The organism is Fructilactobacillus frigidiflavus (assembly GCF_044054575.1).
Classification (GTDB): Bacteria; Bacillota; Bacilli; order Lactobacillales; family Lactobacillaceae; genus Fructilactobacillus; species Fructilactobacillus frigidiflavus.
Genome location: NZ_CP168716.1, coordinates 1,591,605 through 1,608,445, shown reverse-complemented (window position 1 = coordinate 1,608,445; position 16,841 = coordinate 1,591,605). Strand labels below are relative to the sequence as shown.

The following is a 16,841-nucleotide window of genomic DNA, read 5'->3' as shown; positions in this document are numbered from 1 at the left end:
AATCATGGAATGGCTATTACCACTACTTGGAGGATTTATTTTAACTGTATTCATTACTCCATTTTTAATTTCGTATTTTAGAGCACATAAGGAAGGTCAAGTAATTTGGACCCAAGGATTGAGTTGGCATAAAAGTAAGGGCGGAACTCCGACTATGGGAGGACTAGCTTTTATTATTGCTACTTTAATTACCGGGATTATTGATGGGCTAGTATTTCATGATTTAAATGCCAGTCTTTTGATTTTATTATTTGTTTTCTTGTTTTTCGGTTTGATTGGGATGTGGGACGATAGTATCAAGGTTTTTAATCACCAAAATGATGGGTTTAAAGCATGGCAGAAATTCGCTTTACAAATTGTTGGATCATTGATTTTTGCCTTAGTATACTATGCTAATGGGTTTCCCATGGCCATTAACTTTTTTGGAACTGATTTACATTTAGGCCTCCTTTATATTTTATTTGTCATCTTTTGGCTAACTGGTTTTTCAAATGCAGTGAACCTAACCGATGGGCTTGATGGGCTAGCTAGTGGATTATCAGCTATTGCATTTGGGGCTTACGCAGTAGTCGCTTATGCACAAATGCAATATGCAGTAATGGCATTTTGTTTAACAATTGTTGGGGCACTGCTTGCTTTCTTATTGTTCAACCACAAACCTGCTAAAATTTTTATGGGTGATATGGGTTCATTAGCTTTAGGGGCAGCTTTAGCAGCAGTTTCAATTATGCTCCACCACGAACTTTCTCTAATTTGGATTGGATTATTATTTGTGATTGAAACTTTAAGTGTCATAATCCAGGTTTCTTGTTATCGTTTGACTAGAAAACGAATTTTTAAAATGACCCCCATCCATCATTCGTTTGAAATGAGTGGCTGGAGTGAATGGAAAATTGATATTGTATTTTGGCTAATTGGCTTATTCACTGCCGTTACTGGTGTTTGGGTAATATTATAATTTCTTGGGAGAAGTTGAAATGAAACAAATTAACGATTATAAAAATAAAAATGTTTTAGTTTTTGGTGCTGGACTAAGTGGAACTAATGCCGCAAAGTTACTAGTTAAACTAGGAGCGAAGGTAACCTTAACTGATGCTAAGCCGGCTACAGAAATTAATGACTATGATGAATTAGTTAATGATGGAATTAAAGTAGTTGCTGGTAAATCACCACTTTCATTACTTGATAACGTCGATTTAATGGTTAAAAACCCAGGAATTAACTATGATAATCCGTTAGTTAAAGCTGCTGTAGAGCAAAAAATTCCAGTAATTGTTGAAACTGAATTAGCTAGTGAAATTTCAGATGCTGAATTAATTGCGGTGACTGGTAGTAATGGAAAAACGACCACGACCACTATGATTGCCGAAATGTTAAACGCCGGAAACGAGCAAGGAAAAGCTTATCGAGCTGGTAACATTGGAATTTCTGCTACAAAAGTGGCGGAGCAAGCTACGCCTAATGATCAAATTGTGATGGAACTTTCTAGTTTTATGTTGTTAGGGATTACAACTTTACATCCCCACATTGCAGTGATTACTAATATTTTTGAAAATCACCTAGACTACCACAAAACTCGTGAAAATTACATTAATGCTAAAATGCAAATTACTAAGAATCAAACTCGTGATGACTATTTAGTCATGAATTTTGATCGGGAAGAATGGCGAAAATTAGCTAAACGAAGTCATGCTAAAATTGTGCCATTTTCCGTGCAAGGTAATTATGAAGATGGTGCTTACCAAAGGGAAGGAAAATTATATTTCCGCGATGAATACATTATGGATGCCAAAGACATTCGGATTCCCGGAGAACAAAACGTGGAAAATGCTTTAGCTGCAATTGCTGTAGCTAGACTAGCTGGAGTTCCTGCTGCAGCAATCGTGAAAGTCCTTAAAAACTTTGGTGGGGTGCGGCATCGAAACCAGTATGTACTGACTGCGGATGGTCGTGAATTTTATAACGATTCTAAAGCCACTGATATTGAAGCTACCCAAATGGCAATTGCAGGATTTGAAAAGCCAATCGTTTTATTAGCTGGTGGGTTAGATCGTGGTTATACGTTTGAAAAATTAGAACCAGATTTTAAAAAGCACCTTGCTGGAATTGTCGTCTTTGGAGAAACGGCAGAACTATTAAAAGCTAGTGCCCAAAAGGCGGGGGTGCCACAAATCAAGGTAGTTGATAGTCTTGATGAGGCAGTCCCAGTTGCTTATCAAATGAGCAAACCGGGAGATATTGTGCTCCTTTCACCGGCTAACGCAAGTTGGGATCAATTTCCTAGTTTCGAAGTCCGTGGAGATCAATTTATTAAAGATGTAGAAAAATTAACTGGCAAAAAGGAGGAATAAGTATGAAGATGATTGTTTCCGGAGGAGGAACCGGAGGGCATATTTATCCAGCATTATCATTAGTAGAAGCTTTACAAAATCAAGATCAAAGTGCAGATGTTTTATACGTTGGTTCTGAAAGAGGACTGGAAAAGAATATTGTCCCCGAAAAAGGATTGAAATTTGATGCATTAAAAATTCAAGGGTTTAAACGTCAATTATTTAGTTTATATAATTTTAAAACGGTTTATTTATTCTTAGAGAGTGTTCATAAAGCCAAAAAAATTATTAAGGATTTCCAACCAGATGTAGTGGTTGGGACTGGGGGATATGTTTCTGGAGCAGTCGTTTATGCTGCTGCTAAAATGGGAATTCCCACGGTAATTCATGAACAAAATAGTGTTGTGGGTTGGACTAATAAATTTCTTAGTCGTTATGTAGATAAAATTGGAATTGCTTTTGATGAAGCCAAATCACAGTTTCCAGAAGAAAAAGTAGTATTTACGGGAAATCCACGGGCGCAACAAGTTGCAAACGTTAAAAGTACTTTTGCTTGGTCCGAAATTGGCTTAAAGGATGACGTACCAACCGTTTTGATTTTTGGTGGAAGTCAAGGAGCTTTGAAAATCAATCGTGCTACCGTTGCTGCTATCCCGGCATTCAATACCAAACCATACCAAGTCGTTTTTGTGACAGGGAAGAACCGCTTTGCTGGCGTACAAACTGATTTGAAGGATGTTAAAGTGAATGACAATGTTAAAGTTTTGCCATATATCGCTAATATGCCAGAAGTTCTTCCCAAAGTGGCTTTGATTGTTGGGCGAGCTGGAGCAACTAGTTTAGCAGAAATTACGGCACTAGGAATTCCATCAATTTTGGTTCCGAGTCCTTATGTTACCGCTGATCATCAAACTAAAAATGCTATGAGTTTAGTTAAAAAATCTGCTGCAATTTTAGAAACTGAAGCTGATTTAAATGCTGACTCATTAGTTACAAAAGTTGATTTATTAATGAATGATGAACAACGACGTAAAGAAATGGCTGCTAATGCAAAAGAAATGGGCGTGACTGATGCGTCTGATCAACTGCTTGAGGTTTGTAAAAGTGCGATTGCAAGTCATAAGCAATAGTTGAGTAGGTGAGATTATGAAAGAAGACCAGCAGTTTTCTAATGATCCTGTCGAAAATGAGCATTTACAACAATACATTGAAAAGAAGGTAAAACGGAATAGTCGGTTACGGGTTGGTCGCAAGAATCAAAAAATCAAAAAAAGTCGGCGCCAACGAATCCTCAAAACTGTCCTTCCACTAGGCTTGTTTTTCTTGGTGGTTGCACTCATTTCAGGCTATTTTGTTTCACCCCTTAGTAAAGTAAAGACCATTACGATTCATGCATCACAAAATCAAAAACAACTAAGAAAAACTTTACCGATTCAAGTTGGTGATTCATTAGCAATGATTAAAAATCATGAAGCTAAAATCAATGAATTAGTCCAACAAAAAAATTTTGATGTCAAAAACGTAAATATTAATTGGAAAAAACATAATGAAGCAATTGTTAAGGTTAATTTTTATAAATTTCATGCTTATGTAGTCGACGGAAAGCATTATTACGCTGCCAATGCTCGTGGTGAAATTAGTAAAAATCCGACTAAACCAATTAACTCAGGTAACCTAGTTTTACTGTATGACTTTGCCAAGGGGCAACAAGTTAAAACAGTTTTACAGCAGTATGATCAACTTCCAGTTGATTTGAAAAATAATATTAAAGAAATTAAAAATGAAGCAAATGCTGATGATCAGCAAAAGGTCAAAATTATTTTGCAGGATGGGAATCAAGTGATTTTAAAAAGTTCTCAATTGGCAGCAAAAATGGCTTACTATCCTAGCATTAAAACAACTTTAAAAAGACCAAGCGTTGTTAACTTAGAGTATGGAGCGTACGCAACCCCAATTAAGTAAACACACTTTTTTAAAATAAATTATATTACTATGGTAAACTAAAGCTATATAATAGGTTAAAAGTGCCGTAGATAATCAGGAGGTTCCAAAACTATGAATGAGTCAGATATTTACATTGGGTTGGATATTGGGACAACTTCAATTAAATCCATTGTTGCTCAACGAGTTGATGGGCGAGTTAGTGTAATTGGATTTGGAAATGAAGTGTCTGCTGGAGTTAGTCGAGGTATCATTGTTGATATTGATAAGGCAGCCCAGGCAATCAAAAAGAGTATTTCACAGGCTGAAACCAAGTCTGGAGTACAAATTAGCAGTGTAGTAGTTGGATTACCTGCAGATAAAATTTCAATTAATCATTGTTCTGGAATGATCAATCTTCCTGATAGTTCAAAAGAAATTGATAACCAAGATATTGCTAACGTTGCTCAAGCAGCAATTGCCAATAGCATTCCACAAGAACGTGAATTGATTGATTTAATTTCAGAAGAATTTAAAATTGATGGTTTTGATCAAATCCCTGATCCACGTGGAATGGTTGGTTCTCATCTTGAATTAGATGGACGAATTATTACCGGGCCAAAGACTATCATACATAATGTACGAAAAGCCGTTGAAAAGGCTGGCTTGAGAATTGATATGATGGTGGTAAGTGCCGAAGCTGAAGGCCGGACAATTCTTAGTGAATCAGAACAAAATTTTGGAACCATCTTGATTGATCTTGGTGGTGGACAATCAACCGCTGCTGTTATTCATGATCACGAGTTGAAGTATGTCGATGTTGATCACGAAGGTGGCCAATTTATTACTCGTGATATTTCATCAGTCTTAGGGACTTCATTAAAAGAGGCTGAAAACATTAAGCAAGAATATGGATTTGCGGATGTTGATCAAGCTTCTTCAGAAAATACTTTTTCAGTTGATGTGGTTGGACGAAGTCAACCAGAAAATGTTTCAGAAAAATTATTAGCACAGATAATTGAAGCACGGTTGGAACAAATTTTTGGCCGGTTACGTGATAAGTTAGCTGATGTTAATGCTTTAGAAATGCCCGGTGGAATCGTAATGACTGGAGGAGTTTCAGCCCTTCCTGGAATTGCTGAATTAGCAGCAAATACCTTTGGCGTAAATGTTCGTATTTATGCACCAAATCAAATGGGAATTCGGCATGCTTCCTTTGCAAACGGATTATCTTTAGTGGAATATGCCAGTGGCATGGCAGAAATTGCTAAAGTTATTCGTTCAGCTTTTGATGATAATTTTTATTTTGAAGAACCAGAAGCTGAAGAATCAGATTTTGTAGAAGAAACTAGAACAGCTCGTCGAGAAACACAACAACCCCAAAGTACGACTGAAGAAAGCCATGAAGGAATCTTTAGCTCGCTAAAGAAATTAAAAAAAGATGATAAGAAAACAAAAAAAGCAAAAACAGGTTTTGCCTTTAAAAATTTCTTTGAATAACTCGGAGGACTAAATAATGGATTACTCAATTGATCAAAACGCGAACAAAGGAGCTAACATCAAAGTAATTGGTGTTGGTGGTGGTGGAGGAAACGCCGTTAATCGAATGATTGAAGATGGTGTACAAGGAATCGAATTTATTGCCGCTAATACCGATGTTCAAGCTTTAAATGATTCTAAAGCAGAAATTAAGATTAACCTTGGACCAAAGTTAACCAAAGGTTTAGGGGCTGGATCAAATCCAGAAGTTGGTGCTAAATCAGCTGAAGAAAGTCAAGAAGACATTACCAACGCTTTAAAAGGCGCTGATATGGTCTTTGTTACGGCTGGAATGGGTGGTGGTACTGGAAATGGTGCTGCTCCAATTATTGCTAAAATTGCTAAAGGAATGGGTGCTTTAACGGTTGCAGTTGTAACCCGGCCCTTCACTTTTGAAGGACCAGCTCGCTCACATAATGCTAGTGAAGGGCTAGAAGCCTTGAAACAAAATGTTGATACGATGGTGGTAATTTCAAATAACCAAGTTCTTGAAATGGCAGATAAAAAGACCACTTTCTTAGGTGCTTTACACGATGCAGATAACGTTTTACGTCAAGGGGTACAAGGAATTTCTGATTTAATTACCCGCCCTGGTTACGTTAACCTTGATTTTGCGGATGTGACAACTATCATGAAAGATAAAGGAACTGCTTTAATGGGAGTTGGTTCAGCAAGTGGTGAAAACCGGGCAGCTGAAGCAACTAAAAAAGCAATTAATTCACCGCTACTTGAGGTGTCAATTGATGGAGCTAAGCAAGTATTGTTAAACATTACTGGTGGGACTGATCTTGGAATTTTTGAAGCACAAGATGCGGCAAATATTATTCGTGATGCCACTTCAGATGATACTAACATTATTTTTGGGACTTCAATTGATGAAAATATGGGCGATGAAATTCTTGTCTCAGTGATTGCCACTGGAATTGACGATGGATCAACTCCAATCGTAAATACTCCTGGAATTAGTTCGGCAGTTAAAACCAGTAATCAAGTGGTAGAACCAACTAAACCAGTTAATAACGATTTAGATAATTCACACTCTAACGACAATCTTGATCGACGGTTTGCTAACGTTGAAAAAAAGGAATTTGAACCATTCAAAACTTCAGATGATAACGAAGACTCTAGTAGTGATTCAAATGATGATATTCCACCATTTAACTTTAAATACCGCAACAATTAGTAGTGAGGTGTAAGCATGGCTAAAGGTATGTTTAATAATTTTTTTGGAATTACAGATGATTCCGAACCTGAAAACTATGATGATAGCAATCGAAATGTCAAACTTAATCCTAGAAAGGTGCTTTCGATGACCGAAAATAGAGTTCCTGACAGTAAAATTAACATTATGGAACCCCGTATTTTTGCAGATGCTAAAAGCATTGCAAATAAATTAATGGGCGGTAGTGCCGTTTTGATTAAGATGAATAATGTTCAACCAGCTACAACTCGTCGAATTGTTGATTTCCTTAGTGGAACAGTGTTTGCCATTGATGGAAGTATTCAGCAAGTTGATGATCGCGTTTATCTTTGTGCGCCTAAAAATTATGCCATTGATGGAAATGTAAAACAACGGTTTAATCAACGTTTGGAGAATAGTAATGATTACAGCAATTAATTTAATTGGGACAATTTTATATTATGCGATTAACGTTTATATTTTTTTGATTGTAATTTGGTCTTTACTATCATGGTTCCCGGGGGCAAGTGAATCCAAACTGGGGCAACTCATTAATCGGTTAGTGGCACCGTTTTTAAGCTACTTTAATTTTATTCATCTAGGAATGATTGGCTTTGGACCCATGGTTGCAATTATTGCCCTCTGGTTTATCCAGTATGGGGTAGTTGGAATCACTAACTTCTTGGTTAATCTGGTTATCTAATGAAAATTAATGAGAATCTGCAACAACATTTTCGGCCTAGTGAAAGACCATTTATGCAATTAGCAAGTGATTGGATTGAACGTGCTAATAACGAGTACCGTCCCATTTTAACGGGTTTCTTAAATGGACGTGAAATTTATTTATTACAAACGTTAGTTAATCGTTATCCAAACCTTAAATTAAAGCATAACGGTGGATATCAAGGGGCTGAGATGACCCGAGGATTGATTTATCCAGAATATTTTGAACCACAATCATCTGATTTTGAATTAGCGGTTTTAAAAATTGACTACCCAATTAAATTTGCAACCCTAAAACACAGTCAAATTCTTGGAACCTTAATGGGGGCAGGAATTGAACGAAGTGTCTTGGGTGATATCATCACTGACGGTGAACAATGGGAATTGGTTGTTGAAAATGCAATGAAAGATTATTTAATAAATTCCATTAACCAAGTTGGTCGGACTAAAGTTAAACTAATTTCAATTCCTAATCAGCAAATTTTAAACGTTGTTGATGATTCAAAAATAGTTAATTTGACGTTACCATCTTTGAGAATGGATGTAATTATTGCCGCTGTTTTTCATATCTCACGGAACGTCGCAAAGGAATTGATTTTGCACGACAAAGTACGACTTAATTGGTTTACATATAACAAACCTGATTATGAGATTGCGGTTCATGATTTAATTTCAGTTCGTGGATATGGGAGGATTAGGCTGATTGCCAATAACGGTTTTTCCAAAAAAGATAAATATAAAGTTGCTTTTCAAGTAGTAAAAAACAAATAAGGAGGGATTTACATGGTACTATCAGCTGAGGATATCCATAAGAAAAAGTTCAATACCAAAATGAGAGGTTACAATATTGATGAGGTTAATGACTTCCTTGATCAAGTAACGAAAGACTACCAAATTTTGAAAGATGAGAATGAGCGGCTTAATGAGCAGCTAAAAGAAACTAATGTAGCATTAAAAAATTATGATAATCATAAAGAGGCTTTGAATTCTTCGATTTTAGTAGCTCAAGAAGCTGCCGATAATGTTCGTAAACAAGCCAATCGTGATGCTGAAGAGATGATTGCAGTTGCTCAAACTAAAGCTAACGAATTAATTGAAAATGCAACATCAGAAGCCAACCAGGCCGTATCTGAGGGAGCTAAACAGGCTGCTGCTTTAGCCATTTCAACTAATGATTATCGGGCTCAGCTAAAGTCTTTCAGACAAAAAATGATTGGCATGTTAGAAAGCCAATTGGACTTTGCTAAAGACTCTGCTTGGACAGAATTAATTGATGGTGTTGATTATAAAAAATTAGATGAAATTAAGTTCTCAGTTGAAAGTCTTGACAATGTAGCTGGTCTAAGTGTAAACTCTGAAAGTAATCAAGCTTTACCAAAGGGAATTGAAAAAAGTAGTTATGTTAAACCTACTGTCTTGATTTTACCAACTGGTGAAGTGAGAACATTATATTAAAGATAGAAAGTAACTCATTAATACTTTAGCGAATTGGGAAATGGTGAAAGCCCAGTAGTCACTAATGAGTTAAAGATCACTTTAATTATAATTAAATAGTAAACAATGAGTGAATCGCGTGCGATTCTAAAATTGGGTGGTACCACGAAGACTTCGTCCCTTGTAGACGGAGTCTTTTTGTACTTTTAAGGGGGAAAAATTATGCGAATCAAAGATACTTTGAATCTTGGTAAAACCAAATTCAAAATGCGTGGAAACCTTCCCGTTAAAGAGTTAGAAAGAGAAAAACTCTGGGAAGATAACCAACTTTACCAACAACGCCAAAAATTAAATGAAGGAAAGCCATCATTTGTGCTTCATGATGGTCCTCCATATGCCAATGGTGACATTCACATGGGTCATGCCATGAATAAAATTACCAAAGACTTTATCGTTCGTTACAAATCAATGAATGGTTTCCGGGCCCCATTTGTTCCTGGTTGGGATACTCATGGGCTTCCAATTGAACAACAACTTAAAAAAGCTGGCTATGATCGTAAGAAAATGTCAACGAATGAATTTAGAAAATTATGTCATGATTACGCTTTGAAACAAGTTGATCGTCAAAGAACAGAATTTAAACGGTTAGGTTTACAAGGTGATTGGGATAACCCATATCTTACTTTAATGCCTGAATACGAAGCTGCTGAAGTACGGGTCTTCGGTAAGATGGCCGAAAAAGGATTGATTTACAAAGGTTTGAAACCAGTTATCTGGTCATGGTCATCTGAATCTGCTTTAGCCGAAGCCGAAGTTGAATACCATGATGTTGAATCACCATCAGCTTTCTATGCGGAAAAAGTGGTTGACGGTAAGGGTGTCTTAGATAATGACGATACTTACATGGTAGTTTGGACGACGACTCCTTGGACGATTCCTGCTTCAGAAGGAATTACAATTTCCCCTGATTTTGATTATGCGGTTGTTCAACACGATGATGATCCTAAAAAATACGTTTTGGATACAGAATTATTAGACAAAGATGCTGAGATGTTTGGTTGGAAAGACGTTAAAGTGCTTAAAACCGTTAAAGGTGCTGAACTCGAAAACGTTCTTGCAGAACATCCATTTGATAGCAGCAAGAAGTTAGTTACCATGCTTGGTGATTTTGTTACCAATGATGCTGGTACTGGACTTGTTCATACTGCTCCTGGATATGGGGAAGATGATTACCTCATTGGTAAGCAATACGGTCTTCCAATCTTTGCACCAGTTGATAACAAAGGTTATTTAACTAAAGAAGCCGGTCCTGATTTTGAGGGTGTTTTCTATGAAGACGCTAATCAAATTGCCTTAGATAAACTTAAAGACCAAGGTCAATTAGTTTACTACATGCCATACAAGCATAGTTATCCATTTGATTGGAGAACTAAGAAACCAATCATTTATCGGGCTACGCCACAATGGTTTGCTTCTGTAACTAAGATTCGGCAAAACATTTTGGATGCCATTGATACCGTTAACTTTAACCCAAGTTGGGGTAAGCAACGTCTTTACAACATGATTCGTGATCGTGGTGACTGGGTAATTTCTCGTCAACGAGTTTGGGGAGTTCCACTTCCAATCTTCTATGGTGAAGATGGCGAAGCAATTATGGATAAAGAAGTTGTTGACCATGTTGCTGATTTATTTGCGAAATATGGTTCCGATGTTTGGTTTGAACGCGAAGCCAAAGACTTGCTTCCAGAAGGTTACACTAATGAACATTCTCCAAACGGTAAATTTACCAAAGAAAATGACATTATGGATGTTTGGTTCGATTCCGGTTCATCACACCAAGGTGTGTTAGCTGAACGTCCGCAGTTAACTTACCCAGCTGATTTATACCTTGAAGGGTCTGATCAATACCGTGGTTGGTTTAACTCTAGTTTAATTACTAGTGTTGCTTACGATGGCATCGCTCCTTACAAGAACCTCTTGTCACAAGGCTTTACGCTTGATGGTAAAGGTCACAAGATGAGTAAATCACTTGGAAATACGATTGCGCCTGAAGAAGTGATCAAACAAATGGGAGCCGATATTATTCGTCTCTGGGTAACGTGTGTTGATACTTCAGCTGATGTTCGTGTTTCAATGGGGAACTTTAAAACAGTGGGTGACTCATACAAGAAGATTCGTAACACAGTTCGTTACTTGTTAGCTAATACTAGTGACTTTAATCCAGAACAAGATGCCGTTGCTTACGATGATTTAACTTCAGTTGACCAATACATGTTAATTAAATTAAATCACTTAATTGAAAACGTTAAAAAAGCTTATGATAACTATGATTTCATGGCCATTAACAAAGAAATCATGACCTTCTTAACGGCCGATTTATCAGCTTTCTACTTAGATTTTGCCAAAGACATTCTTTATGTTGATGCAGAAAATGACCAACGTCGTCGCGGAATGCAAACGGTAATGTATGACGCCTTAGTAGCTTTAACTAAGCTATTAACGCCCATCTTACCTCATACTACTGAAGAAATCTGGGGCTTCTTACAAGAACCAGAAGAATTTGTTCAATTAGCCGAAATGCCAGAAGCAAAACACTTTGCCAATGAAAAAGACGTTGAAGCAGAATGGACTAACTTCCTTAACTTCCGAAAAGATGTTCTAAAGGCAATGGAAGATGCTCGTAATGATAAAGTAATTGGTAAACCTTCAGAAGCTAAGTTAATTTTATACGTTGATGATGATACCAAAAAAGCTTTAGCTGACTTAAACGTAGATGTTGCGCAAATCTTGATGGTTTCAGAACTTGAAATTAAACCAATCGAAGATGCCGAAGATGATGTTACAACCTTTGGTGATAAACTTGCCATTGAAGTACAACACGCTGATGGTAAAGTTTGTGAACGGTGTCGTTTAATTAAAACTGATGTTGGTAGTGATGCAGATTATCCCGAATTTTGTGCACGATGTGCTAAAATTGTACGTGATGAATTCCCAGAAACTGCCACAACTGGCTTTGAAGAATAACTAATAAAAAATCGGGATTTTGTCCCGATTTTTTTGTTTTTAAGGAGAGTTACAATGGAAGGTAAAATTAAAAGTTACGATAATTCACGTGGGTTTGGCTACATTATTGATCCAGAAGGTAATGACGTTTTCATGCACATTACTGGAATTATCTCAGGAACTCCCAAGGCCATTCAAGTTGGCGATGTGGTCACATTTGTGAAGGCCAAAGGGCAACACGGTTTTCAAGCTGCTAAAATTGAATTAGCACGTTAATATAAGGCACGGAGGAAAATCATGGACTTAAAAGAAACTGAAATTAAAAGTGATTTAAAGTATGATGGTGAAATTATCCGCGTAGAACAGGAAACAGTCCGTTTAGCAAATGGAAAAACCGCTCATCGGGATGTGGTTCACCATGCTGAAGCAGTTGCGATGTTAGTAATTACTGACGATCATAAAATTATTTTAGAAAAACAGTGGCGTGAACCGGCCAAAGCCGTTTTGCTTGAGATTCCTGCCGGTAAGTTAGACGATCGGGATAAAGGAAATGAAATGCATGCTGTGCAACGAGAACTAAACGAAGAAATTCGGTATGATGCTAAAACAATTCGCGAGTTATATTCTTTTTACACATCAGCAGGTTTTGCTGATGAATATATGTACTTATATTTGGCCACCGATTTAGTCCCAGTTGAAAAAGAACTTCCTCGTGATGACGGTGAATTTTTGGAATTAGTTGAGTATACTTTACCAGAAGCCAAAAAATTAATGGATGATGGTAAAATTGTCGATGGAAAAACGATTATGGCAATTCAGTATTGGGAACTGATGCAAAAGTAGGTTAATGTGATGAATGAAGAAAATGATCAACAAAATGAAAGATTAACGAGATCCCAATTTAAAAAACAAACCAAACAACATCATTTTGGCGGAACGGAACTAAATCATTTTAAAGATGAATTGGATCAAGACCTTACGGGAGAACCTAGTGTGGGAACCCGTTCTGAAAGAGATACGGCCGAATTTAAACAAAAGCGACTTGGTCGCCGTTTGAATATTGCGATTGGGATTTTAGCTGGATTATTGATTTTAGTATTGCTGATTATGCGTTTTGTGGGTTAGTAAAAAGGAGTAGAAGATTGAAAACATTTGGAATTATCTGTGCGATGGACGAGGAAATCAAAGAACTTAAAGATGCCCTTGAAAATGAAGAAGAAATTATGATTGGAACCCTTCCTTTTTATAAGGGAACCATTAATGGAAAAAAGGTAGTGTTAGTTAAATCAGGAATCGGAAAAGTGGAAGCAGGGATTACCGCAGCCCTTTTGTTAACTAACTTTGACATCGACGTAATGATTCATTCCGGTTCCGCTGCTGGACTTGGTAAAGGGTTAAAGGTCGGTGACATTGTAATTGCTACGGAAACTGCTTACCATGACGTTAACTGTACGGCGGACGGCGAAGTTTGGGGTCAATTACCTGGACAGCCAGCTCGCTTTAAAGCTGATCCTGAATGGGGTAAAAAAATTGGAGCTGCTTCAACTGATAGTGGCTTAAACGTGCATTATGGTTTGATTGTTACTGGTGATCAATTTATTGCTGGCAAAGCAATGATTGACGAAATCAAAAAGCATTTCCCAGATGTATTAGCAGGCGAAATGGAAGGTGCCGCCGTTGGTCAAGTGGCTCACCAATTCAAAATTCCCTATGTAGTAGTACGGGCGATGTCAGATAATGGTGATGAAGAAGCTAATCAAAGCTTCTCAGAATTTCTAGTTCAAGCAGGACACCGCTCAGCCCAAATGCTCTTGAATTTATTTGCAAAATAAAAAGAAGGTTAACTATGAGTGAAGTTTATTTAGATAATGCGGCAACCACACCCATTTCCGATGAAGTTTTGACTGAATTAACTGATAAATATAAACATTTATTCGGCAATGCCTCAACCCTTTATGGTTTGGGTCGTCAGTCTAAGGCCGTCTTAGAAGATAGTCGCCATGTGATTGCACAAAGTATTAATGCTGATGATGACGAAATTGTGTTTACCTCTGGAGGCAGCGAAAGTGATAATACGGCGGTGATTAAAACTGCTGAAGCGAGAAAGGCTTTGGGAAATCATATTATTACTACTGCCATTGAACACGAAGCCATTTTAAAGCCAATGCATTATTTGGAACAACACGGCTTTCGTATTACTTATTTACCAGTCAACGAAAATGGACAAATTTCGATGGCTGATTTAAAAGCTGCCTTGGATGATGAGACAATTTTAGTTTCAATCATGTCGGTTAACAATGAAGTGGGTAGTATGATGCCCATTCATGAGATTGGTGAATTATTGAAAGATCATCAAGCCTGGTTTCACACGGATGCGGTTCAAGCCTATGGTTTAACTGATATTGATGTGAAACGTGATCACATTGATTTATTGTCAACCTCAGCTCATAAAATTAATGGTCCTAAAATGATGGGATTTTTATATCGCCGAGATGGATTGAAATTTACGAGCTTTGTTTTAGGTGGCGATCAAGAAGAAAAACGGCGTGCGGGAACGGAAAATGTTCCCGGAATTGCCGGTTTTGCAGCGGCTGTTAAGACTTTAACCCCCAATGAAAAAGACAAGCGAGAAGCACGTTTTCGGGGATTTAAACAACAAATCGTGGATGGCTTTAAAGCGCATCACATCGATTTTGCGGTGAATGGGACTTTAGCAACCAATAGTTCTCCTCACGTTTTAAACTTGTGGATTAAAGGAATTTCAACGTATGTCATGCAAAACAATCTTGATTTGGATGGCTATGCTGTTTCGGGCGGTTCCGCCTGTACCGCAGGTAATTTAGAACCTTCTCATGTTTTAATTGCGATGTATGGCAAAGGTAATCCGAGAATTAGTGAATCAATTCGGGTTAGTTTTGGTCGCTATACTACTGAGGATGACGTGAATGGTTTTATTGAAACGACCGCAAAGATTGTAGCACGCTTAAATAAGAGAAGAGGTAAATAATGGCATTTACAAAAGAGGTTCAGTTAAAAGGTGATAGTCATCATTATCAAGTTAGTCCTGAACTAAAATTGTTTACTTTAAGTGACTTAGGTTTTACCAAAACCCGCAATGGTAATTTTGAAACGAAGCTTTCATTGGATCCTAATTCACCTTATTTAAAAAAATCCATTAAATTAAAAGTAATGATTAATCAGGATTTAACCACTTTTAAAATGGCGATTGTTGACGGTTCCGAATTGAAAGCAGTTGATATTTTTTCAACTGATAAGTTTGCAAGTGAACGAGAACAATTTGATTTTGTGATGAATAATTTCATCTTAAGAAAAGTATTTATTAAAAAATAAGCATCTGAGACTGAAAATTTTATTTTTCAGTCTTTTTTTGTTGGATAAAGTAAATCTTAACTAATTAAATTACAATCACTTGCAAGCCGGGTGTGCTATATCGTATGATAGATATTACTGGAATTACGACCTTCAAATCGTGGATTTCTGAATCTATAAGAATGATGGTGATTTTATGAAAGATAATAGTAAGACTCGTGTCGTGGTTGGAATGAGTGGAGGAGTAGATTCTTCAGTGGCTGCCTACCTACTCAAGAAGCAAGGATACGATGTAATCGGGGTCTTCATGAAGAACTGGGATGACACTGATGATAATGGTGTCTGTACCGCAACTGAAGACTTCAAGGATGTGGCTCACGTAGCTAATCAAATTGGGATTCCGTACTATTCGGTGAACTTTGAAAAAGAATATTATGACCGGGTCTTTACGTACTTCCTTGATGAATATCGGCGGGGCCGAACACCTAATCCGGATGTTTTATGTAATACTGAAGTTAAATATAAAGCCTTTTTAGACTATGCAATGGACCTTGGCGCTGATTATATTGCCATGGGACATTATGCTCAATTAAAACGCGATGAGAATGGAAAAAACCATTTGCTTCGTTCCACTGATTTAAATAAAGATCAAACTTATTTCTTAAGTCAATTATCGTCAGAACAACTTGATCGCGTTATGTTTCCAATTGGTGGCATGACAAAGCCAGAAGTTCGCGAAATTGCTCATGAAGCTAATCTTTATGTAGCTGATAAAAAGGATTCAATGGGAGTTTGTTTCATTGGGCCTAATAACTTTAATCAATTCCTTAGTAACTACATTCCGGCCAAGTCAGGTAAAATGATGACAATGGACGGCGAGGTAAAAGGCGAACACGTTGGTTTGATGTATTATACAATTGGACAACGAAAAGGACTTGGAATTGGTGGAGACGGGCAAGATAATCGTCCCTGGTTTGTGATTGGAAAAGACCTTTCTAAAAACATCTTATATGTGGGAAAAGGTTACGAAAATCCATATCTTTACGCCGATTACCTAACTGCTTCTGATGTTTCTTGGGTCGATGGTAATGATCGTGGTAACGATTTCCGTTGTACCGCTAAGTTCCGCTATCGCCAAACGGATGTGCCGGTTACGGTTCATTTATCAGATGACGGAAAACAAGTCAAAGTTGAATTTGACGACCCAGCTCGAGCAGTCACTCCAGGACAAGCCGTGGTGTTTTATGATGGTGATGAATGTCTTGGCTACGCTACGATTGACGCTGCTTTTAAAGATCAAAAAGAATTACAATATGTATAAGCAAAAGCCCGACTTTCCAGTCGAGCTTTTTTGATTATCAACGAATAAACTGGCATAATAG

General features: G+C 37.3%; 18 protein-coding genes. All 18 read left to right on the top strand.

Annotated elements, in window-relative coordinates; translation table 11 throughout:
- Positions 1-4 precede the first annotated feature (4 nt).
- The 18 genes from mraY to mnmA all read left to right on the top strand — a co-directional run bounded on the left by mraY (position 5) and on the right by mnmA (position 16,780).
- A complete protein-coding gene (gene mraY / locus ACEPSS_RS08245) occupies positions 5-958 on the top strand; it encodes a phospho-N-acetylmuramoyl-pentapeptide-transferase (protein ID WP_395319068.1) in 954 nt (317 codons plus the stop codon).
- 19 nt (positions 959-977) lie between these two features.
- Positions 978-2,351, top strand: a complete 1,374-nt coding sequence (murD, locus tag ACEPSS_RS08240) for a UDP-N-acetylmuramoyl-L-alanine--D-glutamate ligase (RefSeq protein WP_395319066.1) — start codon at positions 978-980, stop codon at positions 2,349-2,351.
- 2 nt (positions 2,352-2,353) lie between these two features.
- Positions 2,354-3,460 carry an undecaprenyldiphospho-muramoylpentapeptide beta-N-acetylglucosaminyltransferase gene (gene murG / locus ACEPSS_RS08235; RefSeq protein ID WP_395319064.1) on the top strand — a complete coding sequence of 369 codons (1,107 nt, stop codon included), beginning with the start codon at positions 2,354-2,356 and terminating at the stop codon, positions 3,458-3,460.
- Between the two features lie 16 nt (positions 3,461-3,476).
- Entirely contained in the window at positions 3,477-4,292 is an 816-nt protein-coding gene (locus ACEPSS_RS08230; RefSeq protein ID WP_395319062.1) for a cell division protein FtsQ/DivIB, read from the top strand.
- A 93-nt stretch (positions 4,293-4,385) separates the two neighbouring features.
- Entirely contained in the window at positions 4,386-5,750 is a 1,365-nt protein-coding gene (gene ftsA / locus ACEPSS_RS08225; protein WP_395319060.1) for a cell division protein FtsA, read from the top strand.
- A gap of 16 nt (positions 5,751-5,766) precedes the next feature.
- The gene (gene ftsZ, locus ACEPSS_RS08220) at positions 5,767-6,972 is read left to right on the top strand and encodes a cell division protein FtsZ (RefSeq protein ID WP_395319058.1); all 1,206 of its coding nucleotides are present in this window, start codon (positions 5,767-5,769) and stop codon (positions 6,970-6,972) included.
- Between the two features lie 15 nt (positions 6,973-6,987).
- Entirely contained in the window at positions 6,988-7,407 is a 420-nt protein-coding gene (locus ACEPSS_RS08215) for a cell division protein SepF (protein WP_395319056.1), read from the top strand.
- Complete coding sequence (locus tag ACEPSS_RS08210) at positions 7,391-7,672, top strand: YggT family protein (RefSeq protein WP_395319054.1); 282 nt, start codon at positions 7,391-7,393, stop codon at positions 7,670-7,672. Before ACEPSS_RS08215 ends, ACEPSS_RS08210 begins: the two co-directional genes overlap by 17 nt.
- A complete protein-coding gene (locus ACEPSS_RS08205) occupies positions 7,672-8,463 on the top strand; it encodes an RNA-binding protein (protein WP_395319052.1) in 792 nt (263 codons plus the stop codon). Before ACEPSS_RS08210 ends, ACEPSS_RS08205 begins: the two co-directional genes overlap by 1 nt.
- Before the next feature lie 12 nt (positions 8,464-8,475).
- Positions 8,476-9,147 (top strand): DivIVA domain-containing protein, encoded by a 672-nt coding sequence (locus ACEPSS_RS08200; protein ID WP_395319050.1) that lies wholly within the window; start codon positions 8,476-8,478, stop codon positions 9,145-9,147.
- A gap of 201 nt (positions 9,148-9,348) precedes the next feature.
- Positions 9,349-12,150 carry an isoleucine--tRNA ligase gene (ileS, locus tag ACEPSS_RS08195; protein ID WP_395319048.1) on the top strand — a complete coding sequence of 934 codons (2,802 nt, stop codon included), beginning with the start codon at positions 9,349-9,351 and terminating at the stop codon, positions 12,148-12,150.
- Positions 12,151-12,204: 54 nt separating this feature from the next.
- Positions 12,205-12,405, top strand: coding sequence for a cold-shock protein (locus tag ACEPSS_RS08190; protein WP_395319046.1), 201 nt, complete (start codon positions 12,205-12,207; stop codon positions 12,403-12,405).
- A gap of 21 nt (positions 12,406-12,426) precedes the next feature.
- Complete coding sequence (locus tag ACEPSS_RS08185) at positions 12,427-12,972, top strand: NUDIX hydrolase (protein WP_395319044.1); 546 nt, start codon at positions 12,427-12,429, stop codon at positions 12,970-12,972.
- Positions 12,973-12,981: 9 nt separating this feature from the next.
- On the top strand, positions 12,982-13,254 hold the full coding sequence (locus ACEPSS_RS08180; RefSeq protein ID WP_395319042.1) for a hypothetical protein: 273 nt from the start codon (positions 12,982-12,984) through the stop codon (positions 13,252-13,254).
- A 17-nt stretch (positions 13,255-13,271) separates the two neighbouring features.
- On the top strand, positions 13,272-13,961 hold the full coding sequence (locus tag ACEPSS_RS08175) for a 5'-methylthioadenosine/adenosylhomocysteine nucleosidase (protein WP_395319040.1): 690 nt from the start codon (positions 13,272-13,274) through the stop codon (positions 13,959-13,961).
- A 14-nt stretch (positions 13,962-13,975) separates the two neighbouring features.
- Positions 13,976-15,136: a cysteine desulfurase family protein gene (locus ACEPSS_RS08170; RefSeq protein WP_395319039.1), complete on the top strand. Its 1,161-nt coding sequence runs from the start codon at positions 13,976-13,978 to the stop codon at positions 15,134-15,136.
- The gene (locus ACEPSS_RS08165; protein WP_395319037.1) at positions 15,136-15,480 is read left to right on the top strand and encodes a hypothetical protein; all 345 of its coding nucleotides are present in this window, start codon (positions 15,136-15,138) and stop codon (positions 15,478-15,480) included. The genes ACEPSS_RS08170 and ACEPSS_RS08165 overlap by 1 nt, the downstream gene beginning before the upstream one ends.
- A 175-nt stretch (positions 15,481-15,655) precedes the next feature.
- The gene (gene mnmA / locus ACEPSS_RS08160) at positions 15,656-16,780 is read left to right on the top strand and encodes a tRNA 2-thiouridine(34) synthase MnmA (protein ID WP_395319035.1); all 1,125 of its coding nucleotides are present in this window, start codon (positions 15,656-15,658) and stop codon (positions 16,778-16,780) included.
- Positions 16,781-16,841: the final 61 nt, after the last annotated feature.

What these genes read in the sequence shown, in the direction of transcription:
- mraY (WP_395319068.1), top strand. Translation starts at nt 5, where the DNA reads ATGGAATGGCTATTACCACTACTTGGAGGATTTATTTTAACTGTATTC.
- murD (WP_395319066.1), top strand. Translation starts at nt 978, where the DNA reads ATGAAACAAATTAACGATTATAAAAATAAAAATGTTTTAGTTTTTGGT.
- murG (WP_395319064.1), top strand. Translation starts at nt 2,354, where the DNA reads ATGAAGATGATTGTTTCCGGAGGAGGAACCGGAGGGCATATTTATCCA.
- ACEPSS_RS08230 (WP_395319062.1), top strand. Translation starts at nt 3,477, where the DNA reads ATGAAAGAAGACCAGCAGTTTTCTAATGATCCTGTCGAAAATGAGCAT.
- ftsA (WP_395319060.1), top strand. Translation starts at nt 4,386, where the DNA reads ATGAATGAGTCAGATATTTACATTGGGTTGGATATTGGGACAACTTCA.
- ftsZ (WP_395319058.1), top strand. Translation starts at nt 5,767, where the DNA reads ATGGATTACTCAATTGATCAAAACGCGAACAAAGGAGCTAACATCAAA.
- ACEPSS_RS08215 (WP_395319056.1), top strand. Translation starts at nt 6,988, where the DNA reads ATGGCTAAAGGTATGTTTAATAATTTTTTTGGAATTACAGATGATTCC.
- ACEPSS_RS08210 (WP_395319054.1), top strand. Translation starts at nt 7,391, where the DNA reads ATGATTACAGCAATTAATTTAATTGGGACAATTTTATATTATGCGATT.
- ACEPSS_RS08205 (WP_395319052.1), top strand. Translation starts at nt 7,672, where the DNA reads ATGAAAATTAATGAGAATCTGCAACAACATTTTCGGCCTAGTGAAAGA.
- ACEPSS_RS08200 (WP_395319050.1), top strand. Translation starts at nt 8,476, where the DNA reads ATGGTACTATCAGCTGAGGATATCCATAAGAAAAAGTTCAATACCAAA.
- ileS (WP_395319048.1), top strand. Translation starts at nt 9,349, where the DNA reads ATGCGAATCAAAGATACTTTGAATCTTGGTAAAACCAAATTCAAAATG.
- ACEPSS_RS08190 (WP_395319046.1), top strand. Translation starts at nt 12,205, where the DNA reads ATGGAAGGTAAAATTAAAAGTTACGATAATTCACGTGGGTTTGGCTAC.
- ACEPSS_RS08185 (WP_395319044.1), top strand. Translation starts at nt 12,427, where the DNA reads ATGGACTTAAAAGAAACTGAAATTAAAAGTGATTTAAAGTATGATGGT.
- ACEPSS_RS08180 (WP_395319042.1), top strand. Translation starts at nt 12,982, where the DNA reads ATGAATGAAGAAAATGATCAACAAAATGAAAGATTAACGAGATCCCAA.
- ACEPSS_RS08170 (WP_395319039.1), top strand. Translation starts at nt 13,976, where the DNA reads ATGAGTGAAGTTTATTTAGATAATGCGGCAACCACACCCATTTCCGAT.
- ACEPSS_RS08165 (WP_395319037.1), top strand. Translation starts at nt 15,136, where the DNA reads ATGGCATTTACAAAAGAGGTTCAGTTAAAAGGTGATAGTCATCATTAT.
- mnmA (WP_395319035.1), top strand. Translation starts at nt 15,656, where the DNA reads ATGAAAGATAATAGTAAGACTCGTGTCGTGGTTGGAATGAGTGGAGGA.